This window comes from Prescottella soli (assembly GCF_040024445.1).
Classification (GTDB): domain Bacteria; phylum Actinomycetota; class Actinomycetes; order Mycobacteriales; family Mycobacteriaceae; genus Prescottella; species Prescottella soli.
The window spans coordinates 903,558-929,575 of sequence record NZ_CP157276.1; the positions used below are offsets into that span (position 1 = coordinate 903,558).

At 69.5% G+C, this 26,018-nt stretch carries 25 protein-coding genes; 6 read left to right on the forward strand and 19 right to left on the reverse strand.

Translation table 11 applies throughout. The annotated features are described in order from the left end of the window. Positions 1-122: 122 nt before the first annotated feature. Positions 123-1,130, reverse strand: a complete 1,008-nt coding sequence (locus tag ABI214_RS04235; protein ID WP_348606444.1) for a bifunctional riboflavin kinase/FAD synthetase — start codon at positions 1,128-1,130, stop codon at positions 123-125. 156 nt (positions 1,131-1,286) lie between these two features. Here ABI214_RS04235 and ABI214_RS04240 point away from each other — a divergent pair, with 156 nt between their 5' ends. Both ABI214_RS04240 and ABI214_RS04245 read left to right on the forward strand, forming a co-directional pair. Further along, complete coding sequence (locus ABI214_RS04240) at positions 1,287-1,964, forward strand: metal-dependent transcriptional regulator (protein ID WP_280761258.1); 678 nt, start codon at positions 1,287-1,289, stop codon at positions 1,962-1,964. A 56-nt stretch (positions 1,965-2,020) separates the two neighbouring features. Further along, the gene (locus ABI214_RS04245; protein ID WP_348606445.1) at positions 2,021-2,431 is read left to right on the forward strand and encodes a hypothetical protein; all 411 of its coding nucleotides are present in this window, start codon (positions 2,021-2,023) and stop codon (positions 2,429-2,431) included. Positions 2,432-2,435: 4 nt separating this feature from the next. Here the strand turns inward: ABI214_RS04245 and truB are convergent, their stop codons facing one another. The 11 genes from truB to rimP all read right to left on the reverse strand — a co-directional run bounded on the left by truB (position 2,436) and on the right by rimP (position 13,457). Continuing rightward, positions 2,436-3,377: a tRNA pseudouridine(55) synthase TruB gene (gene truB, locus ABI214_RS04250; protein WP_348606446.1), complete on the reverse strand. Its 942-nt coding sequence runs from the start codon at positions 3,375-3,377 to the stop codon at positions 2,436-2,438. A gap of 50 nt (positions 3,378-3,427) precedes the next feature. Continuing rightward, positions 3,428-4,099 carry a 4'-phosphopantetheinyl transferase Npt gene (npt, locus tag ABI214_RS04255; RefSeq protein ID WP_348606447.1) on the reverse strand — a complete coding sequence of 224 codons (672 nt, stop codon included), beginning with the start codon at positions 4,097-4,099 and terminating at the stop codon, positions 3,428-3,430. Positions 4,100-4,112: 13 nt separating this feature from the next. Next, positions 4,113-5,036, reverse strand: coding sequence for a metallophosphoesterase family protein (locus tag ABI214_RS04260; RefSeq protein ID WP_348606449.1), 924 nt, complete (start codon positions 5,034-5,036; stop codon positions 4,113-4,115). A gap of 4 nt (positions 5,037-5,040) precedes the next feature. Further along, on the reverse strand, positions 5,041-6,480 hold the full coding sequence (locus tag ABI214_RS04265; protein WP_348606451.1) for an MATE family efflux transporter: 1,440 nt from the start codon (positions 6,478-6,480) through the stop codon (positions 5,041-5,043). Further along, complete coding sequence (locus ABI214_RS04270; protein WP_348606453.1) at positions 6,443-7,444, reverse strand: DHH family phosphoesterase; 1,002 nt, start codon at positions 7,442-7,444, stop codon at positions 6,443-6,445. Before ABI214_RS04270 ends, ABI214_RS04265 begins: the two co-directional genes overlap by 38 nt. 12 nt (positions 7,445-7,456) lie before the next feature. After that, entirely contained in the window at positions 7,457-7,921 is a 465-nt protein-coding gene (rbfA, locus tag ABI214_RS04275) for a 30S ribosome-binding factor RbfA (RefSeq protein ID WP_348606455.1), read from the reverse strand. A 43-nt stretch (positions 7,922-7,964) separates the two neighbouring features. Beyond that, positions 7,965-8,255: a DUF503 domain-containing protein gene (locus ABI214_RS04280; RefSeq protein ID WP_348606457.1), complete on the reverse strand. Its 291-nt coding sequence runs from the start codon at positions 8,253-8,255 to the stop codon at positions 7,965-7,967. Between the two features lie 121 nt (positions 8,256-8,376). After that, the gene (infB, locus tag ABI214_RS04285; RefSeq protein WP_348606459.1) at positions 8,377-11,265 is read right to left on the reverse strand and encodes a translation initiation factor IF-2; all 2,889 of its coding nucleotides are present in this window, start codon (positions 11,263-11,265) and stop codon (positions 8,377-8,379) included. Positions 11,266-11,446: 181 nt separating this feature from the next. After that, entirely contained in the window at positions 11,447-11,815 is a 369-nt protein-coding gene (locus ABI214_RS04290; protein WP_348606461.1) for a YlxR family protein, read from the reverse strand. A gap of 44 nt (positions 11,816-11,859) precedes the next feature. Further along, a complete protein-coding gene (gene nusA, locus ABI214_RS04295) occupies positions 11,860-12,891 on the reverse strand; it encodes a transcription termination factor NusA (protein ID WP_348606463.1) in 1,032 nt (343 codons plus the stop codon). Continuing rightward, complete coding sequence (gene rimP, locus ABI214_RS04300; protein WP_348606464.1) at positions 12,888-13,457, reverse strand: ribosome maturation factor RimP; 570 nt, start codon at positions 13,455-13,457, stop codon at positions 12,888-12,890. Before rimP ends, nusA begins: the two co-directional genes overlap by 4 nt. A gap of 234 nt (positions 13,458-13,691) precedes the next feature. Here rimP and ABI214_RS04305 point away from each other — a divergent pair, with 234 nt between their 5' ends. From ABI214_RS04305 to ABI214_RS04315, 3 genes are all read left to right on the forward strand, one after another. Continuing rightward, positions 13,692-14,189 (forward strand): hypothetical protein, encoded by a 498-nt coding sequence (locus ABI214_RS04305; protein WP_348606466.1) that lies wholly within the window; start codon positions 13,692-13,694, stop codon positions 14,187-14,189. Then, positions 14,186-14,632, forward strand: coding sequence for a ferritin-like domain-containing protein (locus ABI214_RS04310; protein WP_348606468.1), 447 nt, complete (start codon positions 14,186-14,188; stop codon positions 14,630-14,632). Before ABI214_RS04305 ends, ABI214_RS04310 begins: the two co-directional genes overlap by 4 nt. Before the next feature lie 114 nt (positions 14,633-14,746). Further along, the gene (locus ABI214_RS04315) at positions 14,747-15,235 is read left to right on the forward strand and encodes a nuclear transport factor 2 family protein (RefSeq protein ID WP_348606470.1); all 489 of its coding nucleotides are present in this window, start codon (positions 14,747-14,749) and stop codon (positions 15,233-15,235) included. 81 nt (positions 15,236-15,316) lie between these two features. Here the strand turns inward: ABI214_RS04315 and ABI214_RS04320 are convergent, their stop codons facing one another. From ABI214_RS04320 to ABI214_RS04350, 7 genes are all read right to left on the reverse strand, one after another. Beyond that, positions 15,317-16,801 carry a carotenoid oxygenase family protein gene (locus ABI214_RS04320; protein WP_348606472.1) on the reverse strand — a complete coding sequence of 495 codons (1,485 nt, stop codon included), beginning with the start codon at positions 16,799-16,801 and terminating at the stop codon, positions 15,317-15,319. Positions 16,802-16,849: 48 nt separating this feature from the next. Beyond that, the gene (locus ABI214_RS04325; RefSeq protein WP_280761143.1) at positions 16,850-17,311 is read right to left on the reverse strand and encodes a PaaI family thioesterase; all 462 of its coding nucleotides are present in this window, start codon (positions 17,309-17,311) and stop codon (positions 16,850-16,852) included. A gap of 3 nt (positions 17,312-17,314) precedes the next feature. Continuing rightward, the gene (locus ABI214_RS04330) at positions 17,315-19,054 is read right to left on the reverse strand and encodes a class I adenylate-forming enzyme family protein (RefSeq protein ID WP_348606475.1); all 1,740 of its coding nucleotides are present in this window, start codon (positions 19,052-19,054) and stop codon (positions 17,315-17,317) included. A gap of 37 nt (positions 19,055-19,091) precedes the next feature. Then, the gene (locus ABI214_RS04335; protein WP_348606477.1) at positions 19,092-20,297 is read right to left on the reverse strand and encodes a thiolase family protein; all 1,206 of its coding nucleotides are present in this window, start codon (positions 20,295-20,297) and stop codon (positions 19,092-19,094) included. Then, a complete protein-coding gene (locus ABI214_RS04340) occupies positions 20,294-21,952 on the reverse strand; it encodes an aldehyde dehydrogenase family protein (protein ID WP_348606479.1) in 1,659 nt (552 codons plus the stop codon). Before ABI214_RS04340 ends, ABI214_RS04335 begins: the two co-directional genes overlap by 4 nt. Before the next feature lie 232 nt (positions 21,953-22,184). Then, positions 22,185-23,102 (reverse strand): winged helix-turn-helix transcriptional regulator, encoded by a 918-nt coding sequence (locus tag ABI214_RS04345; protein ID WP_348606481.1) that lies wholly within the window; start codon positions 23,100-23,102, stop codon positions 22,185-22,187. Between the two features lie 43 nt (positions 23,103-23,145). Next, a complete protein-coding gene (locus ABI214_RS04350) occupies positions 23,146-24,342 on the reverse strand; it encodes a thiolase family protein (RefSeq protein WP_348606483.1) in 1,197 nt (398 codons plus the stop codon). A 97-nt stretch (positions 24,343-24,439) separates the two neighbouring features. Here ABI214_RS04350 and ABI214_RS04355 point away from each other — a divergent pair, with 97 nt between their 5' ends. Beyond that, positions 24,440-26,014, forward strand: a complete 1,575-nt coding sequence (locus ABI214_RS04355) for a class I adenylate-forming enzyme family protein (RefSeq protein WP_348606485.1) — start codon at positions 24,440-24,442, stop codon at positions 26,012-26,014. The last annotated feature ends 4 nt before the right edge of the window (positions 26,015-26,018 follow it).

Here is a 26,018-nt window from a genome sequence, read left to right on the forward strand (position 1 = left end):
TAACTGACGTCCGCGTGAATGGAAATCGGAGGCTCCGGTCAGTACCGGACACCCCGACGGGCGTGGCCGCCGCGAACCGCAGCGCACACCAGCGGAAAATCCTACCAGGCGCCCTGCGGCGCTCAGTCTCCGGCGGCCTCGGCGGCCGGTGAGGTCTCCGACGCCGCCGCGTCCTCGGAGAGGATCTTCCGTGCCTTCTCCGCGTCGCGCCCCATCTCCTCGATGAGCGCGTCGACCGAATCGAACTTCTCCATGCCGCGCACCCGCTCGACGAAGTCCACCGCGACGTGCTGGCCGTACAGGTCGGCTTCCCGGTCGAGCACGAACGCCTCGACGGTGCGGGTCCGGCCGGAAAAGGTCGGGTTGGTTCCGACGGACACCGCCGCCTTGTAGCGCTGCCCCGGCTCCAGCGAACCCTCCACCGGGTCCGGGCCGAGCACCGTGAACCACGCCGCGTACACCCCGTCCGCGGGAATCGCGGAGTAGATCGGCGGGGCGATGTTCGCGGTCGGGAAGCCCAGGCCGCGTCCGCGGCCGTCGCCGTGGACGACGACGCCCTCGACGCGGTGCGGCCGCCCGAGCGCCTCCGCGGCCGCCGCGACATCGCCGGCGTCCACGCACGAACGGATGTACGTCGACGAGAACGTCACCGCGTGCTCGGCGAGCAGGTTGACGCCGTCGACCGCGAATCCGAACCGAGCGCCCGTCTCCCGCAGCAGGTCCACGTTGCCGGCCGCCTTACGACCGAACGTGAAGTTCTCACCGACGACGACCTCCGCGACGTGGAGGCGCTCGACGAGGATCTCGTGCACGTAACGCTCCGGCGAGAGCTTCATGAACTCGGTCGTGAACGGCATGACGCAGAAGACGTCGATACCCAACTCCTCGACCAGTTCGGCGCGCCGCGGCAACGTCGTCAGCTGAGCGGGGTGGCTCCCCGGGCGCACCACCTCGGCCGGGTGCGGATCGAATGTCATGAGAACACTGGGGATTCCACGCTCGCGAGCGGCGTCGACCGCCCTCGAGATCAGCTGCGCGTGCCCGCGATGCACGCCGTCGAAAACGCCGATCGTCAGGACGCAACGCCCCCAGTCCGCCGGCACATCGTCCAGACCTCGCCATCTCTGCACAGGTGGCAGCCTACGGCCACGACAGACACCGGTCACGCCCGGGACGGACAAGCAGGCACACTCGGGACGCCGGGAGTTGATGTGTGTCCCGGGTGACGGTTGCCTAAGCTCGTAACCGTGGCCACTCAGAAGTCAGACGTGAATCCCCCGAGCGAGGTGCCCCGCCCGGAGACCCTGTCGTCGGTGGCGCAGGACTACCTCAAGGTGATCTGGACGGTCCAGGAGTGGTCCCGCGAACGCGTCTCCACCAAGCTGCTCTCCGAGCGGATCGGCGTGTCGGCGTCCACCGTCTCCGAGGCCATCCGCAAGCTGTCCGACCAGGGGCTCGTCGACCACGCCCGGTACGGGTCGATCGCGCTCACGGACGCCGGCCGATCGGCGGCGGTGTCGATGGTGCGCCGCCACCGCCTGATCGAGACGTTCCTGGTGAACGAGCTCGGCTACGGGTGGGACGAGGTCCACGACGAGGCCGAGGTGCTCGAGCACGCCGTCTCCGACCGCATGATCGACCGCATGGACGCCAAGCTCGGCTTCCCCGAACGCGACCCCCACGGCGATCCGATCCCCGCGGCGGACGGCTCGGTTCCGACGCCGCCGGCCCGGCAGCTCAGCGATTTCCAGGACGGCGATTCGGGGCGCGTCGCCCGCATCTCGGACGCCGATCCGGCGATGCTGCGGTACTTCGACTCGGTGGGCATCGCACTCGACACGGACATCACGGTCGTCGAGCGGCGCGACTACGCCGGCACCGTGTCGATCCGGCTCGGCGCCGATCCGGACGCCGGCACCGTCGACCTCGGCAACCCTGCCGCGCAAGCCATCTGGCTCGTCTAGGCTCGGACGGCACCGCACGCGCGCACTCCCGAGCTTCTCGACGAGACGAGGCAGGCATGAGCACAGCGGTTCGACGCATCGCAGGATTCGCCGTCGCGACGAGTGCCGCGGCCACCATCGCCGTCGCCGGCGCGGGCGTCGCCAGCGCGGACGAGTGGCCCCCGGTCCCGACGGAACCCTCACCGACGGCACCAGGCGAGTACTACAACTTCCTCACCCCGACGGATCTCGACTACTGGAACCCGTTCGTCAGCCGGAATCGCCTGACGTCGCCGTTCGGCACGAGTACCCGCATCGTGTGCACCGGCTTCCACGGCGTCCTGCTGAGCTGCTGGCAGGCCGATCTGCAGGGCAATCCGCACAAGCTGGTCCAGCTGCCGCTCGACTTCCCGGGCTCGACGGGCTCCTCCCAACCCGGCGGCGGGCCGGGGCACTTCGTCTACCCGGGCTTCATTCCCGGGAGCTGACGCGCTACTGCAGCGTCGCCGGGCGCACCACCATCACCGAACTGGCCCGCTTTCCACGTTCCTGCACCAGCGCGATGGTGTTGTCGTCGGGGTCGATCGCCGCGTAGACACCCTTCATGCCGATCGGTTCGAGCCAGCGACCCTGGCTGAGCGACTCGGCCTCGTCGGCACTGATCCGGCGGTGCGGGAACGCGGTCTGGGCGGCCTGGTCGATGTCGAGGCTGACGTCGGGATCGTCCGCGAGCTGCGCCAGGGTGCGGGCGTGTTCGAGGGTGAACGGCCCGACGGCGGTGCGGCGCAGCGCGGTGAGATGGCCTCCGACACCGAGCGCCCCGCCGAGGTCACGCGCGAGCGCGCGGATGTAGGTGCCCGACGAGCAGTCGACCTCGACGTCGATGTCGACGAAACCCCCGGGCTGCTCCCCGCCCGCTTCCCCCGGCACGTCACGCCGTGCGAGGACGTCGAACCGGGAGACGGTGACCGGGCGGGCAGCGAGCGTCACTTCCTCGCCGGCCCGCACCATCGCGTGCGCCCGCTTGCCGTCGACCTTGATCGCGCTCACGGTGGCCGGGACCTGTTGGATGTCGCCGGTGAGGTGGGCGATCTCGGCTGCGATCTGCTCGTCGGTGATCCCGGACGCGTCCGCCACCGCGAGGGTCTCGCCCTCGGCGTCGTCGGAGGTCGTGCTCTGACCCAACCGGATCGTGGCGCTGTACGACTTGGTGGTCAGCGCCAGCAGACCGAGCAGCTTGGTCGCCCGCTCCACGCCGAGGATCAGCACCCCGGTCGCCATCGGGTCGAGCGTGCCGGCGTGCCCCACCTTGCGGGTGTTCAGCAGTTTCCGGCACCGGGAGACGACGTCGTGGCTGGTCATCCCGGCGTCCTTGTCGACGATCAGCAGACCGGCGCCGACGAGGCCGGAGGACGGTTTCTCAGACTTGGGCACGTGGTCCGATTCTGCCAGCCGCCGGTCAGCTCACCGACTCGGCACCCCGCTCAGCTCACCGAGATGGCGGTGACGATCAAGCCGTTCGAGACCAGCCAGCGGCCGTCGAAGCTCGCCAGCGGGGCTCCGCCGTCGGTGGTGTCGCCGGGCACCAGCAGGCGCGAGTGGAAGGTGCCCGTCATCCCGTCGGCCGTCTCGGTGCCGTCGGCGAACGTGATGTGGGCGTCCTCGAAGCCGAGCCAGCGGCCGGTGAGCGGGAACCACGCCTTGTAGGTCGTCTCCTTGGCGCAGAACAGCAACCGGTCCCAGTGCACCGCCGCCGGTTCGACGGTGGCGAGCCACTCCCGCTCCTCGGGCAGGCTGACGGCGTCCAGCACGCCGTTGGGTAGCGGGCCGTTCGGTTCCGCGTCGATGCCGACCGAGCGCACCTGCATCGCGTAGCCGAGCACCGCCGCGCGGTAGCCGTCGCAGTGCGTCAGGCTCCCGACGACGCCACGGGGCCAGACGGGAGACCCCTTGTCGCCCCGCAGGATCGGGCCGGGCTCCACTCCGAGGTCCGCCATCGCCACCCGGGCGCAGTGACGGGCGCCGATGAACTCGCGGCGACGCTTCTCGACCGCGCGGGCGATCAGTGACTCTTCCTGCGGATGCGGCTGCAGTCCCGGCGGGTCCTCGAACAACTCGGCCGAAGCCACGCCGGCGGGCAGAATGCTCTCGATCAATCCGACTCCCCTGTCATCGCTGCGCCCTCATGCGCTCGTACTCGGCTTCCTGCTCCGCGGTGATCCTGAAGTGTCCACCGAACTTGTTGAGCGTGCCGGGCGCGTACTCGGGCACCGGCAGGATCTGCCGGAGCAGCTTGTCCGGGAGCCCGCGGCGCTGCCACTCCCGCGGGTAGCCGATCGAGACCTCCTCGAACCGCACGCCGTCGTAGTAGGTGGTGCGCGGGATGTGCAGATGCCCGTAGACGCAGCACGCGGCGTTGTAGCGGGTGTGCCAGTCCGCAGTTTCCACGGTGCCGCACCACAGCGCGAACTCCGGGTAGTAGAGAACCTCGGTGGGCTGACGCACCAGCGGGAAGTGGTTGATCAGAACGGTCGGGATCGACAGGTCGAGCGCGTCGAGGCGCTTCCGGGTCTCCTCGAGGCGCGCGCGGCACCAGGCGTCCCGGGTGGCGTACGGCTCCGACGACAGCAGGAACTCGTCGGTGGCGACGACGTTCTTGTCCCGCGCGATCCGCAGCCCGTCGGCCTTGTCGATCGCCCCGTTGGGCAGGAACGTGTAGTCGTACAGCAGGAACATCGGGACGATCGTGGCGGGGCCACCCGCGCCCTCCCACACCGGATAGGGGTCCTCGGGGGTGAGCACACCGATCTCGCGGCACATGTCGACGAGGTAGTCGTAGCGGGCCTTGCCGTGCATCTGGACCGGGTCCTTCGCGGTGGTCCACAGCTCGTGGTTGCCCGGCACCCAGATCACCTTCGCGAAGCGGCTCTTCAGCAGCGTCAGCGCCCAGCGAATGTCGTCGGCCTTCTCCGACACGTCGCCAGCGACGATCAGCCAGTCGTCGGGCGAGTCCGGGAAGATCTCCTCGGTGATCGGCCGATTACCCCGGTGCCCGACGTGCGTGTCGCTCACCGCCATCAACTTGCCTGCCACACCCCTACCCTTTCGTCCCCTGCGCCTGGAGATCGGCGCCGGCGATCGCCCACCGGCCCGACGCCGTGCGCCACAGCACGGCCAGCATCCGCAAAACCATGAACACGGTAAGCCCCGCCCAGATTCCTGCCAGCCCCCAGTCCCACACGAGCGACGACCAGATCAGCGGCAGGAATCCGACCAGCGCGCAGGCCAGCGTCGCGGTACGGAGGAACGCCGCGTCGCCGGCCCCGAGCAGGACCCCGTCGAGCGCGAAGACCACCCCGGCGACCGGCATGATGCCGACGAAGAACCACCACGCGATCGACGCCTGGTCGAGGACCGCGGCGTCGTCGGTGAACAACGTCGGCACCACCGCGCTGCCCGCCGCGAACGCGAGCGCCAGCACCGTCGCGAACACCGCCGACCACCGCGTCAGGCGCCACGCGAGCCGGTTGGCCCCACGCACCTGGCCGCGGCCGAGGGCGGCCCCGACGAGCGTCTGCGCGGCGATGGCGAGCGAGTCGAGGGTCAGCGCGACGAAGTTCCACAGCTGGAGCACCACCTGATGCGCGGCGACCGCCGCCGCACCGAAGCGTGAGGCGACCGCGGCGGCGGACAGGAAGCACGCCTGGAATGCGAGGCTGCGCAGAATGAGGTCGCGCCCGAGCACCAGCTGGGCGCGCATGACCGCGGGACGCGGCCGCAGGGAGATCCCGGTACCGGGCACGGAGCCCGCCGAGCGGCGCTCGCGCAGCAGGGCGGCGACGAACAGCACCGCCGACAGCGTCTGGCCCGCGACGTTCGCGACGGCCGATCCCGCGAGTTCCCAGCGGGGCGCACCGGCCACACCGTGCACCAGCAGCACGCACAGCACCGCCGACAGCACCTGACCGGCGAGGACGAACCGCAGCGGGCGGAGCGTGTTCTGCACGCCGCGCATCCAGCCGTTGCCGGCCATCGCCACCAGGATCAGCGGTGCCCCGAACACCGCGATCCGCAGCCAACGTTCGGCTTCGACGGCGATGTCACCGGATCCGGCGATCAGGCGCGTGATCGGGCCCGCGAGCATCTGCACGACCACCACCAGGGCGGCGCCGATGCCGAGTGCGAGCCACGTCGCCTGCACGCCCTCCCCGACGGCGTCGCGTTCCCGCCCGGCGCCGTACAGCCGCGCCGCGCGTGCGGTGGTGCCGTAGGAGAGGAACGTGAGCTGCGTGCTCACCTGGGCGAGGATCAGCCCGCCGACCGCGAGTCCGGCGAGCGCGAGGGCGCCGAGATGACCGACGACGGCGATGTCGAGCAGCAGGTAGAGGGGTTCGGCCGCGAGGACCCCGAGCGCCGGCAGCGCCAGCCCGAGGATCCGGCGCGGTCCGCCGTCGGCCTCTTCTGCGCGGGACTCGTGGTCGGCGTCGGTTCCCGTCAAGTCAGCCGAGGACCTCGCGCAGCGCCGCGACGACGGCATCACTCGAGCCGCACGCGGTGTAACCCGCCGCGAAGCGGTGACCGCCGCCGCCGAGACGCTCGGCGACCGTGGAGACGTCCACCGAGTCCTTCGACCGCAGCGACACCGACCACGAATCCGGCGTCGACTCCTTGAACACCGCGGCCACCTCCGCCTCGGCGGTGGTGCGGACGATGTCGATGACGCTCTCGATCTCCTCGGAACCGAGCCCGGCCGAGTCCGAGCACCGGATCACCGCGTGGACCAGACCCCGACCGCCGACCGCGTCCGGGACGAGGACGGCGGAACTGAGCACCGACCCCAGCATCGGCAGCCAACCGAACGGATGGGTGTCGAGCAGGCGCCGGGTGATCGCGGCCCCGTCGATCCCGGTGCCCAGGAGTCGCTCGGCGAGCGTGTGGGTGCCCGCCTGACCCCAACGGAACGAACCGGTGTCGGTGACCAACCCCGCGTACAGGCAGTGCGCCAGATCGGTATCGATCGTCACGCCCCACAGGTCGAACAGCTTGGCCAGCACGGCCGTCGTCGACTCGGCCGAGTCGTCGATCAGGTTGAGCATGCCGTACCGGGTGTTCGACCGGTGATGGTCGATCACCAGTGATCGCCGCGCCCCGTCGAGCCGGGACGCGAGCGAGCCGAGACGCCCGGCGCTGCCGCAGTCCACGGTGACGAGCAGGTCCACCTCGTCGGCGACGTCGTCCACCCGGGTCAACAGGTCCGTGCCCGGCAACCCGTCCATCGACACCGGCAGCTCACTCGGCGACGCGAACGCGACCTGCACCGGAATCCCCTTGCGTTCGAAGGCAATTCCGAGCGCAAGACCGCTGCCGACGGTGTCGGCGTCGGGCTGGACGTGGCACAGGATGGTCACCGATGTCGCTGCGTCCAACACCTCGACCGCATCCTGCATCTGCAGGTCGTGCGGTGCGAGCGTCGGCGGCGCGGTGTGCGGACAGTGAGTCATGGGCGCCTCGGGTCAGTCGTCCTCGGACGAGGAATCGTCGTCCGCCGGACGCGGCTCCTTGTAGGGATCCGCGTCGCCGGCCGGCGTCGCGTTCTCCCGCGCCCGTGCGACCGCGTCGTCTGCGGCCCGCGCGCGGGCGAGCAACTCCTCCATGTGCCGCGCGGTGTCGGGCACCGTGTCGGCGACGAAGGTCAGCGTCGGGGTGAAACGCACCCCGGTTCCCGCCCCCACCTTCGAACGCAGCACACCCTTGGCCTTCTCGAGGCCTGCAGCGGCACCGGCCAAGTCCGGCTCGGTGTCGATATTCTCGCCCATGACGGTGTAGTACACCGTGGCGTCGTGCAGGTCGGCCGTCACCTTGGCGTCGGTGATGGTCACGAAGGCAAGACGCGGGTCCTTGATCTCGTGGTCGATCGCCGTCGCGACGATCGTGCTGATGCGCTTCGCGAGCCTGCGTGCGCGTGCAGGATCTGCCATGGCAATCAGTCTCCTCTCCGGGATGTCCCCGACGTCAGCCCGTTCAATCTTCGGGGCCGAAAATTCTTCGTCGAACTGCAAGCAATTGCAGTTCCGGTCGCCCAGCGACGTGCCGCTCGCACTGATCGAGCACCTCGTGGACATGATCGACCCCCGAACTCGCCATCGCGACCCCGAGCAGGGTCCGCCGGTAGCGGTCGTGCTCGCCGGTCTCGGCGGCCGACACCCCGAATCGACGCAGCTCGGTCAGGATCGGCCGCACCAGCGACCGCTTCTCCTTCAGTGACCGCACGTCGCCGAACAGAATGTCCATCTCGAGCGCGCCGAGATACACCAGTCCTCCCTCCGGTGAACAGCATCGAATCCCGGCACGGCCGGGGAGTCGATTCCCGGCAGAGCCGGGGCGTCCCTCCCCGGCGGCCGGAGCCGCCAGGAAGGGACGCATTGCTGTGCGACTAGTCGCGCGGCTTCTCGCGAAGCTCGTAGGCCTCGATCACGTCGCCGACCTTGATGTCGGAGTACGTGACGGTCAGACCGCACTCGTAGCCTTCGCGGACCTCGGTCGCGTCGTCCTTCTCACGCTTGAGCGACGAGATCGTCATGGTCTCGGCGATCACCGCGTTGTCGCGGATGAGACGTGCCTTCGCGTTGCGGCGCACGATGCCCGAGGTGACGAGGCAGCCGGCGATGTTGCCGATCTTGGAGGACCGGAACATGGCGCGAATCTCGGCCTTGCCCAGCGACACCTCTTCGTAGACCGGCTTGAGCATGCCCTTGAGGGCCTTCTCCACCTCGTCCAGCGCCTGGTAGATCACCGAGTAGTACCGGATGTCGACGCCCTCGCGGTTCGCCAGCTCCGTCGCCTTGCCCTCGGCACGGACGTTGAAGCCGATGATGATCGCGTTGGACGCGGACGCCAGGTTGACGTTGGTCTCGGTGATGCCACCGACACCGCGGTCGATGACCCGCAGCTGCACCTCGTCGTCGATCTCGATCCCCATCAGGGCCTCTTCCAGCGCCTCGACGGTGCCGGAGTTGTCGCCCTTGAGGATGAGGTTGAGCTCGTTGTGCTCCTTCAGCGCGGCATCCAGATCTTCCAGGCTGATGCGCTTGCGGCTGCGTGCAGCGAGCGCGTTGCGCTTGCGTGCGTTGCGGCGATCGGCGATCTGCCGGGCGATCCGGTCCTCGTCGACCACGAGCAGGTTGTCGCCTGCACCGGGGACCGACGTGAAGCCGACCACCTGGACGGGCCGCGAAGGCAGAGCCTCCTCGACGTCGTCGCCGTGCTCGTCGATCATGCGACGGACGCGACCGTAGGCGTCGCCCGCGACGATCGAGTCGCCGACCCGCAGCGTGCCGCGCTGGATGAGCACGGTCGCCACCGGGCCACGGCCACGGTCGAGGTGAGCCTCGATCGCGACACCCTGCGCCTCCATGTCGGGGTTGGCCCGCAGGTCCAGAGACGCATCCGCGGTCAGGAGCACTGCTTCCAGAAGGGCATCGATGTTGGTGCCCTGCTTGGCCGAGATGTCGACGAACATGGTCTCGCCGCCGTACTCCTCTGCGACGAGGCCGTACTCGGTGAGCTGGCCACGAATCTTCGCCGGATCCGCGCCTTCCTTGTCGATCTTGTTGACCGCGACCACGATCGGCACGTCGGCCGCCTGGGCGTGGTTGATGGCCTCGACCGTCTGCGGCATGACGCCGTCGTCGGCCGCGACCACGAGGATCGCGATGTCGGTCGCCTTGGCACCACGGGCACGCATGGCGGTGAACGCCTCGTGACCCGGGGTGTCGATGAAGGTGACCAGACGCTCGTTGCCGTCCAGCTCGGTCAGCACCTGGTAAGCGCCGATGTGCTGCGTGATGCCGCCGGCCTCGCCCTCGCGGACGTTGGCCTTGCGGATCGTGTCGAGCAGGCGGGTCTTGCCGTGGTCGACGTGACCCATGACGGTGACCACCGGCGGACGGGACGCGAGATCGTCCTCGTCGCCTGCGTCCTCGCCGTAGGTCAGGTCGAACGACTCGAGCAGCTCGCGATCCTCGTCCTCCGGGCTGACGACCTGGACGACGTAGTTCATCTCGCCGCCGAGCAGCTCCAGGGTCTCGTCGTTCACCGACTGAGTGGCCGTAACCATCTCACCGAGGTTGAACAACGCCTGGACCAGTGCTGCGGGGTTCGCGTCGATCTTGTCTGCAAAGTCCGACAGCGATGCGCCGCGGGCGAGACGGATGGTCTCGCCGTTGCCGCGGGGCAGCCGCACGCCGCCGACTGCGGGAGCCTGCATGCTCTCGTACTCGGCGCGCTTCGCCCGCTTCGACTTGCGTCCACGACGCGGTGCACCACCGGGGCGACCGAACGCACCCGCGGCACCGCCGCGACCACCCGGACGACCGCCGCCGCCACCGGGGCGACCCCGGAATCCACCGGGAGCGCCGGCACCTGCACCTGCACCGGGAGCACCGGCACCGGGAGCGCCACCGCCGCCGCGGTAACCGCCGCCGCCGCCACCGGGACGACCGGCGCCGCCACCGGGGCGACCACCCGGGCGACCCGCACCGGGAGCCGGACGGGCTGCGCGCTGAGGCATCGCACCCGGGTTCGGGCGCGGAGGCATGGAGCCGGGGCTGGGACGGGGACCGCCCTGGCCGGGCGCCGGACGCGGACCACCGGGGCCGGCAGCCGGACGCGGAGCGCCGGGAGCACCCGGACGGGGCGCGCCACCCTGCGGGCCCGGACGCGGAGCACCCGGACGGGGTGCACCGGGAGCCGGACGCGGGGCCGGACGGTCGGCCGGAGCCGACGAGTACGGGTTGTTACCGACACGCGGCGGCTTGGGGCCGGGGCGCGGACCACCGGGCTTGGGGCCCGGTGCGGTCGGGGCTGCTGCCGCCGGGGCCGCGGGAGCGGCCGGAGCAGCAGGCGCCTGCGGAGCAGGCTTCGGTCCCGGCGTGGGCGCCGGACCCGGACGGGGACCGGGGACCTGAGCGGCCGGTGCGCTGGGCGCAGCCGGTGCGGAGGGTGCCGGGGTTGCTGCCGCCGGGGCTGCGGGAGCAGCCGGGGCGGGCTTGGGGCCGGGGCGCGGGGCACCGGGCTTGGGTGCGGAAGCACCGGGCACGCCGGGCTTCGCGGCCGGACGCGGAGCGCTTTCCGAGCCTTCCGGCTTGCCGCCTTCGGACTTCGCCGACGGGAACGACTCCCGCAGACGACGGGCGACGGGCGCCTCGACGGTCGAGGACGCCGACTTCACGAACTCGCCCTGCTCCTTGAGCCGTGCGAGTAGTTCCTTACTTGTGACACCGAGTTCTTTCGCCAACTCGTGCACGCGGGCTTTGCCTGCCACTGCTCTCCTCTACTGAGAGGTCGAGCGAGCGACTGATGCCCGCACGACCTCGGTTATCTCCGATGGACGTTCATCGCTGGTGCTTCACGGTGTGCTCATGAGTGCTTGTGCCTGTTCTCTGAGGTACTGCTCGTCGTTCCCGAGTGTTATTGCGACTCGAGAGGTCCCGAGTGGTACTGCGTCACGCGTGATCACTGTCCTGTTCCCACAGGGCCGAGTGATCCGCCCTTGATGTCTCGGACATCTCGGCCGCTTCCATCAGCCGGTCGAGGTCCGAGGAATCCAGACTTCCGGACACCCGCAGTGCTCTGCCGAATGCTCGGCGCCGGCCCGCCTCGCTCAGACACTTCGGGTCGAGGTGCAACCATGCACCCCGCCCGGGGAGCCTTCGCTTCGGATCGGGCGCGAGGACGAATCCGCCGGATTCGGCCTGGTGCGCCACGACCCTGAGCAGGTCGGCAGCCAGCCCTTTCTGCCTGCATCCGACGCACGTCCGCACCGGTTCACCGGCTCGGGCACGCGTCAACACAGACAGTTCACGCTGAACCATCGACCACTCTACCGCTGTATCGCCGTGAACTCCGCATTCTGTTCCTAAGCACCTGTCGTTTCGCGACCGACCTGTGACTCCGGGCCCGGTGCGGCATCGCTGCGGATGTCGATACGCCATCCGGTCAACCGCGCAGCCAGACGCGCGTTTTGCCCTTCCTTGCCGATCGCCAGCGACAGCTGGAAGTCCGGGACGACGACGCGCGCCGCACGGGCGTCCGGGTCCACGACAGTGACGGATACCACTTTGGACGGCGACAGTGCGTTCCCGACGAACTTCGCAGGATCCTCGTCGTAGTCGATGATGTCGATCTTCTCGCCCGCCAGCTCGCTCATGACGTTGCGCACGCGCTGACCCATCGGACCGATGCACGCGCCCTTGGCGTTCAGCCCCGGAACCCGGGAGTGGACGGCGATCTTGGAGCGGTGGCCGGCCTCGCGCGCCACAGCGACGATCTCGACCGATCCGTCGGCGATCTCGGGGACCTCGAGGGCGAACAGCTTGCGCACGAGGTTCGGGTGGGTGCGCGACAGCGTGATCTGCGGCCCGCGCTGGCCGCGGGACACACCCACGACGTAGCACTTGATCCGGTCGCCGTGCTCGTAGGTCTCCCCCGGCACCTGCTCGGCCGGCGGGATGAGCCCCTCGGCGCCGTTCGCCTCGCTGCCGATGCGCACGACCACCATGCCGCGTGCGTTGGCGCGGGTGTCGCGCTGGATGACGCCGCCGACGATCTCGCCCTCGTGGGTGGAGAACTCGCCGAAGCTGCGCTCGTGCTCCGCATCGCGCAGGCGCTGGAGGATCACCTGACGGGCGGTGGTCGCCGCGATCCGACCGAATCCCTCGGGGGTGTCGTCCCATTCCTCGCCGACGCGGTTGCCGTCGACGTCGACGTCGTGCGCCATGACCCGGACGACACCGGTCTTGGTGTCGACGTCGATCCGGGCGTGGGGCTGATGGCCCTCGGTGTGGCGGTAGGCCGTCAGCAGAGCGGTCTCGATCGCCGCGATGATCGTCCCCGCGGAGATACCCTTGTCCGCTTCGATCGCGCGCAGCGCTGTGATGTCGATATTCACTTGTCCGACCCCTCTACTTCTTCTTCGTTCGACGCTTCCGCGTCCGCAGGCGCCACACGGCCCTCCGGGATTCCTCCCGCGAGTTCGAGTTCCCTCGCGTCGGGGCGCGAGAACTCAACCTGCACAACAGCTTTCCTGACATCCTTCAGTTCCACCCGACGCACGGCCGGACCACCCTTGGCCTTCACGACCACGTCGACCGCACCGTCGGCGAGCCGACCGATCCGGCCCGTAACCGACTCGGCCTCGAGTTCGATGAGAGCCTTGCGGCCCTGGGCGCGCCGCCAGTGACGATCCTCGGTCAGCGGCCGGTCGATTCCCGGTGACGTCACCTCGAGGGTGTACGGGGATTCGCCGAAATCGGAGACCGCTTCGAAGACCTCGGAGATCACGTGACTCAGCCGAGCCACTTCGTCCAGTTCGAGACCTGCGTCGCTGTCGACCATGACGCGAACGGAGCTGTGCCGACCTGCGAGCGTGATGGTCACGTCCTCGAGGTCGTAGCCCTCGCGCTCGACGTGTTCGGCGAGAAGCTCGATCACCCTCTCCCTCGACGGCACCGGCATCTGGGACGCTCCTCGCTTCAGTTGTGGTCAAGACTGACGTGTGGCCGCCCGCGGTCCCGTTCCGTCGACTTCATCGACGCAGGACTCGACGCACCACGAGGTGGACTGTGGAGTCTTCAGGGTATCGCGGATTTGGACCGACCGTGACCACGCGGGCTCGTCCGTCCGGACCCCGCGGTCCGTCTCGAACGGCTCGGTGCCGAGAATCCGGTGCACTCCTGGCACCATGATCAGGTGCGAACGCCCTTCCTCACCCAACCACTGTCCCGCCGCGCCGCGCTGCGGGTCGCGGGCCGCGCGGCACTCGGTGCCTCGGCACTTGCGCTGACGACCGGCTGCTCGGATTCGGGACCGGCCGACTCCCCCGCGGAGGTCGACGCGCTGACCACGCAGGCCGAGCGTGCACGACGCGACGCCGCGAACGCGACCGCGGCGATCGCCCTGCTCCCGGACCGTGCCGGGGCGCTCGGTGTGGTGGCGGCAGAACGGTCCGCGCACGCCGACGCGCTCGGCGCGGAGATCGCGCGTGCCGCCACCGTCACGCCGTCGAGCACCACGTCGGCGACGCCGCCGGCGACGGCGCCACCGACGCTCGACCAGCTGCGGGCCGATCTCGCCGACTCGCAGAAGGAAGCCGCCCGACTGGCGCGCACCCAATCCGGATACCGCGCAGGGCTGCTCGGTTCGATCAGTGCGGCGTGCGCCGCGCAGCAGGCGGTGTTGCTGGCATGAGCAATCAGAATCCCGGTCCCGAGCAGCAGGCGCTGATCGACGCGCTCCACGCGGAGTACGCCGCGATCTTCGCGTACGGGCTGGTGGCGGCGTTCTCCAACCCGAACCGATCCGATCTCGTCGCCGTGAACACCGCCGCGCACCGGGCCCGACGCGACGCGACGATCGACGCACTGGTCGCCGCCAGCGTCGAGCCCCCGCCGCCCGAGGCCGGCTACTCGGTCCCCTTCCCGGTGACCGATCCGACGTCCGCGGCCCAGTTGGCGGCCCAGGTGGAGGCGGACACCGCGGTCGCGTGGCGGTCGGTGATCGAACGCGCGCAGTCCGAGCACACCCGCGAAGTCGGCGTCACGGCTCTCACGGAAGCCGCTGTGCGAGCGGCGAACTGGCGCGCCATTCTCGGCGTCTCGCCACCGACGACGGCGTTCCCGGGGCAGCCCTGATCACTCCCGATCATCCATTCAATGGGAAAGCCTCTCGCGGAATGTGTTGCGGGACCTAAGTTCTTCGACAACATCCGCGACATTCCGAGCACTCGGAGACCGAGAGGACGTCCCATGACCGAACGCACAATCGAGCAGCGCATCGCCGACCTCGAGCGGATCGAGGCCATCAAGGCGCTCAAGCACCGCTACCTGCGCGCGTGTGACGCCAAGGACGCGGACACTTTCCGCGCCTGCTTCATCGATCGCGGCGCCCAGATCGACTACGGCCCGCTCGGCAAGTTCGACGACGCCGACCCCATCGCCGAGGTGTTCCGCAACATCGCCCTGCAGACGGTCGACGGCAAGCACGTCATCCTCGACATGCACCACGCGTTCCACCCGTCGATCACGCTGCGCGGCGACGAGGTGGCGGACGGCAAGTGGACGCTCGCCTTCCGCCAGGTCAACCTGATCGACAACACCGAGACCGTCCGCTCGATCGAGTACATCGACGAGTACGTGATCGAGAACTTCGAGTGGAAGATGTCGAAGTGCCAGTCGATCACGCTGTGGTCGATGACCCGACCGCTCGCCGAGGGCACCGTCGTCACCGAGGGCTGACCCGGGAGACGGAGCGGCCCGGGCGCCGTGGACGGATCGCAGGATCCCCCACGGCTCCCGGGCCGATCGCGCCTCTGTCCGTCAGTCGGCGTGTGCCTCGGCGAGCTGATCGCTGCGGATCCAGCACGCGTGGAAGCCGGACGGCACCCGCTGCGGCAGCAGCACTCGCGCAAGCGGTCCCGCGGCGACGTCCTCGGCGTCGAAGATGTTGATCTCGCCGCGATCCTCCGCCTCGTCGTTCACGAAGCAGACCAGGTAGCCGTCGGTCTCACCGGTCGATCCGTCGCGCGGCGCGAACGGCGCCTCGGCACCCCACCGTCCCGGCCCGAACTTGTGCTCCTCCTTCGTTCCGGTCTGGGAGTCGAAGCGCACCAGGCCGTCGAAGAGCAACGTCGGTTCGTTTCCGAGGCTCATGCTGTACGAGTATCGATGCGACTGCCCCATAATCCGCGAATCCACGCTCGGGAACTCGATGTTCGCGTCGTCGAGCGGGGTTTCGGTCGTCGCCCCGGTCCGGAGGTCGAACCGGTACCGGTACAGCTGCGCATCGAGACGCATGTAGGCGAGCATGCTCGCCAGCGGATGATCGAAGGTCGTCTGGTGCTGCGGGTTCTTGACGCGGCAGACGTCCATGATGATCTCGTCGCCCTGTTCCCAGGAGTTGACGACGTGGTAGATGTAGCACGGCTTCGCTTCGAACCACCGCACCTGCGCGCCGGTGCCGTGCCGCGGGATGACGGCGAAGCGGGACGGCAGTTCCTGGTCGTAGAAGATGCGGTACTTGCCCGCCCTCCGCGCATCCTGATCCTGAACCAACGGCAGATCCATGAGGATCGAGTAGTTCTTCGTGATTGCGATGTCGTGCGGCAGCCTCGGCGCCGGCAGGTCGACCTGGGTCAGATGCGTCTGCTGACCGTTCGGCCCGATGATGCCGTAGCGCAGGAAGTTCTGGTCCGGGCCGTAGTCGAACCAGATGAGCTCACCCGTCGACTCGTCGACCTTCGGGTGGGCCATCATGTCGCCGGCGAAGGTCCCGAGGAAGTCCTGGGCACCGAGCGTCTCCAGCGACAGGGGGTCGATCCCGTACGGGGTTCCGCACAGGTACCAGGTGGCGAGGACCTGACCGCGATGGAAGATGACGTCGGTGTTCGCGGCGTCCTTGATCCCCAGGCCGTGCCCGTTACCCCACGGGTTGTTCTGCGGGTTCTCCATCAGACCGGTCCACAGCGCGCGGCCGGCCTCGGATTCCTCCGCGAAGGCACGGGTGCGCACGTATCGGTTGCGGTAGCGGACCTTTCCGTTCTCGAAGTGGGCGGCGTGAATCATGCCGTCCCCGTCGAACATGTGGTACCGGCCGGGGGCCGCGAACTGACGGTTCGGACCGTTCCGCAGGTACACGCCGTTGAGGTCCTTGGGGATCTCTCCGATCACGGGCAGTTCGTCGAGCGTCAGCTCCTCCTGCACGGGCGCGAACACACCGAGGAGGTAGGGATTCTCCTCACCGCTGTTCACCGGGCGGGCGACGGCAATCGGAGCCTCGCCCGCCGATGACTTCGTATTCGTCATCGAGTGTTCCTTTCGTCGAAATGACGTGTGGCCCGGTTCACGGGCAGTTCAGGGGTGGAACACCAACTGGGTGCATCGGAACAGGGCGATCGTCCGGCCCTCGTCGTCGCATACAGTCGCGTCCCAGATTTGTGTGCGCCGACCGCCGTGCACGCGGACCGCCGTCGCGGTGACGACCCCCGAGCGTGCGGTGCCCAGGTAGTTCGTCTTGAGTTCCACCGTGGTGAAACCCGATGCGCCGGCCGGCAGCGCGAGTCGGGTACCGATCCCGCAGGCGGTGTCCGCCAACGCGACGACGCTGGCCGCATGGAGGTATCCGTTGGGGGCGAGCACCTTTTCGAGAACGGGCAGCTCCCCGACCACCTTCTCCGCGGACGCCTCGAGGACCCGCATGCCGATCGTTCCCGGCAAGCGGCCCTCGAGCATGTCGGTCAACTCTTCCGCGAGGGGTCGGTCCACGCCGGTCGGTGTCGCGCGCGGCGCGGCCACCGGGGTTGTGTTCTCACCCATGGTTCAGCCGTTCTGCGCGATCTCGACACGCAACTCGCGGCGTTGCAGCTTGCCGACCGGGTTGCGGGGCAGTTCGTCGACCGTCACGAGCTTCTCCGGCAGCTTGAACGACGCCACGTCCTTCGCACGCAGGAAGCCGACGAGGTCGTCGAGTGCGACCTCCTCCCCCGGCACGGGAACGACCACAGCGCAACACTTCTCGCCGAGGACCACGTCGTCGTAGCCGACGACCGCGACATCCGAGACCGCGGGGTGCTCGAGGAGCAGTCCCTCGATCTCGGCCGGCGCGATGTTCATCCCGCCCCGGATGATGATCTCCTTGCTGCGGTCGACGAACTTCAGGTACTCGCCGGACTCACCGCACAGCTCGAATACGTCTCCGCTGCACAGGTATCCATCGTCGTCGAACGGGCTGCTCGCCGCCGTGCCCGCGAGGTACCCGGCGAAGACGGTGGGCCCCTTCAGTCGCAGCTCACCGCGCCCGCCGAGCTCGGTGACCACCTCACCCGTCGCCACGTCGACGAGGCGGACCGATGTCCGCTCCGCCACCGACGTGACCCAGGTTTTGCTGGTCGCGCCGTAGTTCGGAAGGTACTCGGCGCGCACCATGGGATCCGGTGTGTCCGACGGCGCGCCGAGCAGGCAGACTCCCTCGTTGGATCCGAAGAAGTTGAGGACCTCGATGCCGAGATCGTTCTGCCAGTCGCGGACGACGCCGGGCGGAAGCGGTGCGCCGCCCGAGCCGACCCTACGCAGCGACGAGAGGTCGAACGTGGCGCGCAGGCCCGAATTCTGAAGCAGCATACTGAGAATCGCCGGCGGCATGCTCGTGTGGGTGGCGCGGTGCCGCTGGATCTGATCGAGGTACACCGCGAGATCGAGCGGGTGGTGCTGGACGAGGTGCCCGCCGCCGAGCAGCCACGGCAGCAGTGACGTCGCGAACCCGGCCATGTTGACCATCGGGAACGGCCCGACGATGACGGAATCCGGTTCCGTCTGCAAACCGTCCTGAACTGCCTCCCCGATGGCCAGCCAGTCGGCGTGGCACCGCGGAACCCCCTTCGGCGCCGCCTCCGTTCCGCTGGTCCAGCAGATCGTGATGCAGTCGTTGACGGTTCGCGCGAGCTGCCGATACGCACGACGCACCGCGTCGACCTCGTCCGGGGTCGCGGGGTCGCGGTCCAGTGGCACACCGGCGCCGTCGGCAGCCGACCCGAAGGTGAAGACGTGCCGCAGGGAGGGAAGCTCACCGACCAGGGAGAGAGCCTCGAGGTGGGGCGTCCGGTCGTGCAGACTCGTCGCGGTCACGACGCCGACCGCATCGGACGCCGCCACGATTCGGCTCAGCTCGTGCCGTCGGTACGACGCCGGCATCGGTGCCGCGATCGCCCCGAGCCGCCACAACGCGAAGTAGGTAGCGGTGAGCGCAACCGAGTTCGGGAGCAGAACTGCCACGGTGTCTCCCGGGCACACCTGGCTCGCATGGAGTTTCGCGGCGATGTCGTCGACCTTCGCATCGAACTCCGCCCAGGTCAGGGATTCCGGCGCGATTCCCGCGAGCTCCGGCAGATTCCCGGGGTCGGTGACCGCGGGTGCGCCGGGCCGGGCCTCGACGTGCCCGTCGAGAAGGTCGAGCACGGTGTCGGGGCGCCACCACCCGCGGGCGAGGTAGGCGTCGACCCGGTCGTCCGGGTGACATGCGCGTAACCGGCTGGAGGACAGGTTGTCCGCAGTGACGTTCATTGGTTCCACTTCCTTGGACGATCGAGGGTGCGGGCGCTCATCCGAGTCGCCGGATGACGACGGCTGCACCGAGTCCGAGTGCCGCCGGAATGGTGATCAGCGCGTACTCGCCGTCGATGCGACGCAGCTGGTCGAGTGCGTTGACCAGCAATACGCCGCCACCAGCACCGAGGGGATGGCCGGTCGCCATCGATCCGCCGTTGGGGTTGACCTTGTCCGGGTCGAGCTTCAGCTCCCGGATCATCAGGAGCACCGAGGCGGCAAAGGATTCGTTCGCTTCGACGACATCGAGTCGGTCGGCGGAGATCCCGGCGTTGTCGAGGGCACGTCGCGATGCCACCGCCGAGGCGGTCAGCAACGGTGAGCGCACCGCCGCCTGCGCGACGCCGACCACCTCCGCCACGGGCTCGGAGCCGATCCGTGCCGACGCAGCTCGTGTGCCGAGCACCGCGACCGCCGCACCGTCGGACAGCTGCGGCGCGGTCGCCGCGGTGTGCAGCCCGACGGCGGGACGCGGCGCGCCGGGTAGCCGCCGCGCCACCCGCTCCCAGAGCGGGTCCTGACCGAACAGCGGTGCCAGGTCCGCGAGACCGGCGAGGCTGATGTCGTCTCGGGGCCCTTCGTCCGCGGTGAGGATCGTCCCGGTTCCCGAGCGCACCGGCACGATCGAGTCCGACGTGGGTGCGGCGAGGGCCCGGCGGTGCGAGGTGACGGCGCACTCGTCGAGTTCGGCTCGCGTGAATCCGTACTGCGCGGCGGTGAGATCCGCCGATACACCGATCGTGACGTACCCGGTTCGTTCGCCGAGGTCGGCGTCGTCCGCGAAGGCAGGCCGGTCGGACATCATCGGCACGCGCGACATCGATTCGACGCCGCCGGCCACGACGACATCGGCGATTCCCGACGCGATCTTGGCGGACGCCGTCTCGATCGCGTCGAGTCCCGAACAACACAGTCTCGACACCACACCGGCGCCCACGGCGTCCGGCCATCCGGCCCACAGGGCCGCAGAGCGTGCGACGTTGCCGCCCTGGTCCCCGACGGCGGTGCTCGTCCCGATCAGGATGTCGTCCACCACATCCGGCGGCAGGCCACGCTCCTGAACGGCCGAGAACAACTGGGCCAGAAGGTCGTAGGCCGGGACGTCCGCGAGGGTCCCGCCGTGTCGGCGGACACGGGCCTTGGGGGTTCGGACGGCGTCGTACACGAAGACACCGTTGGAGAACTGGGACACGACCTTCACCCCTCCACCTGACGGCGATCCTGGACCATGCGGAATCGCCCGGCGACGAAGGACTCGTCGGTGAGCGTCGCGTTGCCCGCCGGATTCAGGCCGGTGACGTGGTAGTCGCTGTAGGCGGCCGCGTACTGCATCGGCATCGACGAGACCAGGTTCGCCGACAGAGACGCGCCCGCATCCGCGTACGCGTCGGCGATCGCGTCGACGGCCTCGTCGTCGGTGCAGTAGAGGTACGAGCTGATGGCGCCGTGCCTGCGGACGCTCGCGGTCGCGTGCTCGACGGCCGCGTCCCGATCGGCGCAGTCGATGATGAACGCCACCGGGCCGAACTGCTCACCGTCGGGCAGCTGGTTCCCGCGCCGGGGGTCGACCCGGACGAGCAGCGGGGTCACCGCGCGCGCCTTCGGGTACTCGGGGTGGGCGTAGGCCACGGGCCGACGGACGAGGGTGCCGTCCGCCTCGGCCCGGTCCGCGAGTGCGTCGAGCGCCTGCAGGGTCGTCTCCGACTGGAGGGCTCCGCAGACGGCGGCGGCGCGACGCGGCGCCCCGGCGAGGTCGTCGATCGCCGAGTGGAGCGCCGCGACGACGTCGTCACGCGAGACGCGGCCGGCGTCCGTGAGAACACCGGCGTCCGGAATGTAGATGTTCTGGGGCGTCGTGCACATCTGGCCGCTGAACAGCGAGAGGCCGCCGGCCAGGGTGCGCATGGTGGCGGACAGATCCCGGACCGAGTCGAGGATGACGGTGTTGACGCCGGCGGTCTCCGTGAACACGAGGGCGCTCTCGACGTTGCGCTCGAGCCACGTCCCGAACGCCTGGCTGCCGGTGAAGTCGACGATGCGCGTGGCCTGGTCCGTGGCCAGCCGGGCGGCGATGGGTTCGTCCACGGTGTCGACGACGAGCTGGACCGCGTCGGCGGGCAGTCCGGCCTCGGTCAGAACGTCCCGGATGATGCTCACGGCCAGTGCTGTCGCGAGCACCGACCGAGGATGCGGCTTGACCAGGACCGGGTTGCCGGTGGCCAGGTTGGCGAGAATCGCCGGGTAGGCGTTCCACGCCGGAAACGACGCGCAGGCGATGACGAGCGCCGTGCCGAAGGGGCGCGGACGGAACCGCTTGCGCAGCGTGACATCCGACTTCCCGAACGTCTGCTGCCACGTCACCTGGCCGGGCACGCGGCTCATGGCCGCCCACGCCATCGCGACGGCTTCCAGACCGCGGTCGAGGGCGTTGGTCCCGCTGCCGCTGCAGGCCATGTTGAGGCTCTGTCCGGTGGTGTGGGACGTGACCGCGGCGAATTCCTGGCCCCGCAGGTGAATTCGGTTCAGGGCTTCGAGACACACACCCACCCGCTGCTCGACGCCGGCGTCGCGCAGGGCTGCCGCTGCCCGTGCGGCGCCGTCGAGTGCTTCGTCGGCGGAGGGAGCGCTGTACGTGACGTTCAGCGCCCGACCGGTGTACGGCGACACCTCGTCGGCGGTGATGAAGGTCTGCGTCTGCGCCGAAAGATGCAGCGTTGCACCGTCATAGGCGCCAACGAAGGCTTCCGCCTGCTGGGAGTCGGGCGGGGTGACGGCGGTGTACCCGGTCCACGCCGAGCGTGTCCGGTTGGCGTCCACTGCGGACTGCAGCAGATCGAGATGTGTTTCGAAGAACATGAAGGCTCGTTCCTGTCGACGGGGTGCGACTCGTTGAGCGACATCGGCGGGTCTGCTTCGGAGGTCTGGGCATCCGGTTCACGCATGCCGGTCACTACTGTTATTGAAGTGAACCAAGCCACGCAACGGTTGTCAACGGTCAACTGCTCGGAGAATCCGGGATCACAGGGATCTCAGAGGGATCGCGAACCGGCGGCCACCACGGGCACGGCGGCCGGGCGAACCGATCGGGTCAGGACTCGAAGATGACGGTCGTGCGCTCGAGGTCGGCGTCGCAGCCGCGGCAACGGAGAGCGGGCTGCAACCAGTTGCCGCAGCTCTCGTGACGCAGCTTGGGCCCCAGCTGCTCGGGTGATACGCCCGGGTGCGCGGTCAGCGTCCAGGCGAGGAGGAAGGCGAAGATCGGGAACAGCGCCCGCCCCCGGGGAGTCAGCACGTACTCGCGTCCGCCTTCGCTGCGGGTGAGTATCTGCACGTCGGAGAGTCGGGCCAGCCGCTCGGTGAGGGTCGTGGGCGAGATCTTCAGGATGGACTGGAACTCACCGAAGCGCCGGACACCCGACAACGCGAGCCCCGTGACCAGGGCGCTCCACCGGTCCCCGATCGCCTCCATCACCTCGGTGAACTGGAGATCGGCCCGGCTCAGGGCCGGCGAGTTCCGGGTCGACCGCCGTCGGCTCCCCCGCGCCACCAGGACCAACGAGTCGCGGTCCATCTCGAGCCGGGCGTCCCGCGGCTTGACCGCCTCCCCGCAGTGCCGGCACACCAGTTCCGGTGGCCCCCGATGCCCGCAGTCCACGTGCACCATCTCGGGCTGGAGCAGACCCTCGGCAGACCATTCCCGCTGCCACGACCACACGCTGACGAGGAATTGCCACGTCGCCAGGCCGAGGTCGGTGAGCATGTAGTCGTGCCGCTCGTGGCCTCCCGACTGCGGGCGCCGCTCCATCAACCCCGCGTCGACCAGCGCGTTCAGGCGCGACGACAGCACCGCGGGCGGGGCGCCGGTCCGGTCGATCCACTGGCTGAAACGACGCACGTGGTCGACGAACGCGTCGCGGATGACGGCGACGGTCAGGCGGTCGCCGAGCAGGTCGATGGTCTGCGCCACCGGACTCGGCGCCACAGCGGCCCCCGCACCGTCGACCACGGCCACCCGCCTTCCCGAACTGCCGCCCGCCGCACCGATCGCGTCAGGCCTCCAACACAATAGCGATGCCCTGCCCCACCCCGATGCAGGCGGAGGCGACGCCGATTCCGCCGCCGAGACGGCGCAGGTGTCGCAGGCAGTCGATGACCACCCGGGCGGCCGACGCACCGAGCGGATGTCCCATCGCGATCGCCCCGCCGAACGGGTTGACCCGCTCGGCCGAGATGCCGGGAAGCTCACGCAGACACGAGAGGACCACCGCCGCGAACGCCTCGTTCAGTTCGAGCACGCGGACGTCCTCGGGCCTGCGCCCCGCCCGGTCCAAGGCCTTCCCGATCGCCGCGACCGGAGCCAGCGCGAACAGTTCCGGCTCGATACCCACGACCGCCGACGACAGGACCCTGCCGAGCGGCTCGACACCGAGATCGGCCGCGGCGGCCCCGCTCGCCACCAGCGCGGCGACCGCGCCGTCGCTGACCGGCGAGGAGTTCCCCGCCGTCACGCTCCCCTGCGGCGAGAACGCCGGCCGCAACGCGGCGAGCGCGGCCCGGTCGGCGGCGCGGATCGGTTCGTCACGCTCCAGACCGGCCTGCGCAGTCACGAATCCGTCGTGCACACCGTCGGCCCACGCCCGGGCCGCGAGTTCGTGCGACCGCAGGGCCCACTCGTCTTGTTCGAGGCGACCGACGCCCTGGCGTTCGGCCACCAGTTCGGCCGACCGGCCCAGCGATTCGACCCACGGTGCGGGAAACCGCGGGTTGGTCATGCGCCATCCGACGGTCGTGGGCACCAGGTCGAGCGCACGCGGAAAGGCGGTGTCGACCGGGGGCAGGACGTAGGGCGCCCGGCTCATGCTCTCCGAGCCCCCGGCGATCACGACGTCCGCGTCACCGACCGCGACCCGACGCGTGGCGGACAGCACCGCCTCGGCGCCGGATCCGCACAACCGGTTGACCGAGACTCCCGGGATCGTGTGCGGCAGCCCCGCGAGCAGCAGGGCCATCCGGGCGATGTTGCGGTTGTCCTCACCTGCGCCGTTCGCGTTTCCCCAGACGACGTCGTCGATGCGTGCGGGATCGAGTTCGGGGTGTCGGCCGACCAGGTCCGCGATCGGTAGCGCCGCGAGGTCGTCCGCACGGATGCCCGACAGTGCACCCCGAGCGGAACCGAACGGCGTTCGGACCGCGTCGATCACCCACGGTGTCCGCGCATCCGCTGCCGAAGTAGCGAGTCGGGTCATGACGCTCTCCTCTCCTGCCGGCGCCGAACTGTTGCGCAAACCGGGCCGGACGTTGTCTACTTCAATAAGTGTAGCGAAATGGAGGAGTACAGCTCACATGTCTATCGCCAGTGTGGTGCGCGTCGCAGCCGAACGCTTCGGTCCCGACGTCGCAGTGGAGGACGGCACGACCTCGCTCACGTTCACGGAACTGTCCGACCGCGTCCACCGCCTCGCGGCCGGGCTCGCCCAGGTCGGGGTTGCGCCCGGGAGCACCGTGCTCGTACTGCTGCCCAACTCGACGGCGGCCGTCGAGGTCGACCTCGCCCTGACCATCGGCGGGTACGTTCGAGTCGCGCTCAACCCGCGGGTGGGCGAACGGGATTGGGCGCGAATCATGGAGGATTGCGCACCCGCGGCACTCGTCTACGATCCCGCGGTCGCCGGCGCACGCGAGTTCGCCTCCGGATCGACGGCCGAGATCGTCATCGCGGCCGGCGAAGCCGATTGCGCCGATCACACGCTCGACGGCGTCGTCGCCCGGGCACCGGAGCGCTTCTCGCTGCCCGACCCGGACCCCCAGTCCCTCTGCGCCCTCCACTACTCCTCCGGGACGACGGGTGTACCGAAGGGCGCACAGCGGTCGCACGCCAACCGGCTCGCGTCGCTTCGCGCAATGCGGGAGCACGTCCTGGCGGGCACCCTGGACGGGCCCGAGCCCCCGGTCTTCGTCCACGCCGGACCGATCATCCACACCAGTGGGCTGTTCGTCCTCCCGTTCCTCGAGGCGGGCGGGCGCCAGGTCCTTCTCGATCACGCCCGTCCCGCGGACGTGATCGCAGCCGTCGAACGCCACGCCGCGACGCACACCGCGCTCGTGCCCACCGTCGTCGCCCGGATGCTCGACCTCGACGACGCCGAGCTCACGCCGATGCGGCGGATGCGCATGCTGGCGTACGCCGGAGCACCGATGCCGGTCGAGCACATCCGTCAGGCCTACCACCGGATCACGCCCAATCTCGTTCAGTACTACGGGATGGTCGAGGCGATCCCCCCTCTGACCGTGCTCGACGCCGCCGACCACCACCGCGGCGTGACCGATGATCCCGACCTGCTCGGCTCGGTCGGGCGCCCCTGCACGGGAGTCGAGATCGAGTTCCGGGACGGCGACCGTACCGTCGCCGACGAGGAGATCGGCGAACTCATGGTCAGCGGACCGGCGGTCAGCCCCGGCTACCACAACGCAGGTGCGCGAACGGATCTCGGCAAGAGCCACGCGGACGGAGTCCTGCACTCCGGCGACCTCGGATTTCGGGCCGCCACCGGCTACCTTCACCTGACCGGTCGCAGCAAGGACATGATCATCACCGGCGGCTACAACGTGTATCCCCGCGAGGTCGAAGAAGCGATCTCCGCCATCGCCGGCGTGAACGACGTCGTCGTGGTGGGGCTGCCCGATCCCCTCTGGGGACAGCGCATCGTCGCCGCATTCACGGTCGACGTCGGCGCGGCCCTCGACGACGAGATCGTCCTCGGCGAGAGCCGACGCCGGCTACCGGACTACAAGCGCCCGAAATCGGTCCACCAGGTCGAAGCGCTTCCCCTGACCCCCCTGGGAAAGGTGGACCGCGCGAGCGCGACACGCATGCTCGAGCACATCACGCAGGACGCCTCCACCCGATCCACCAACTGACCGC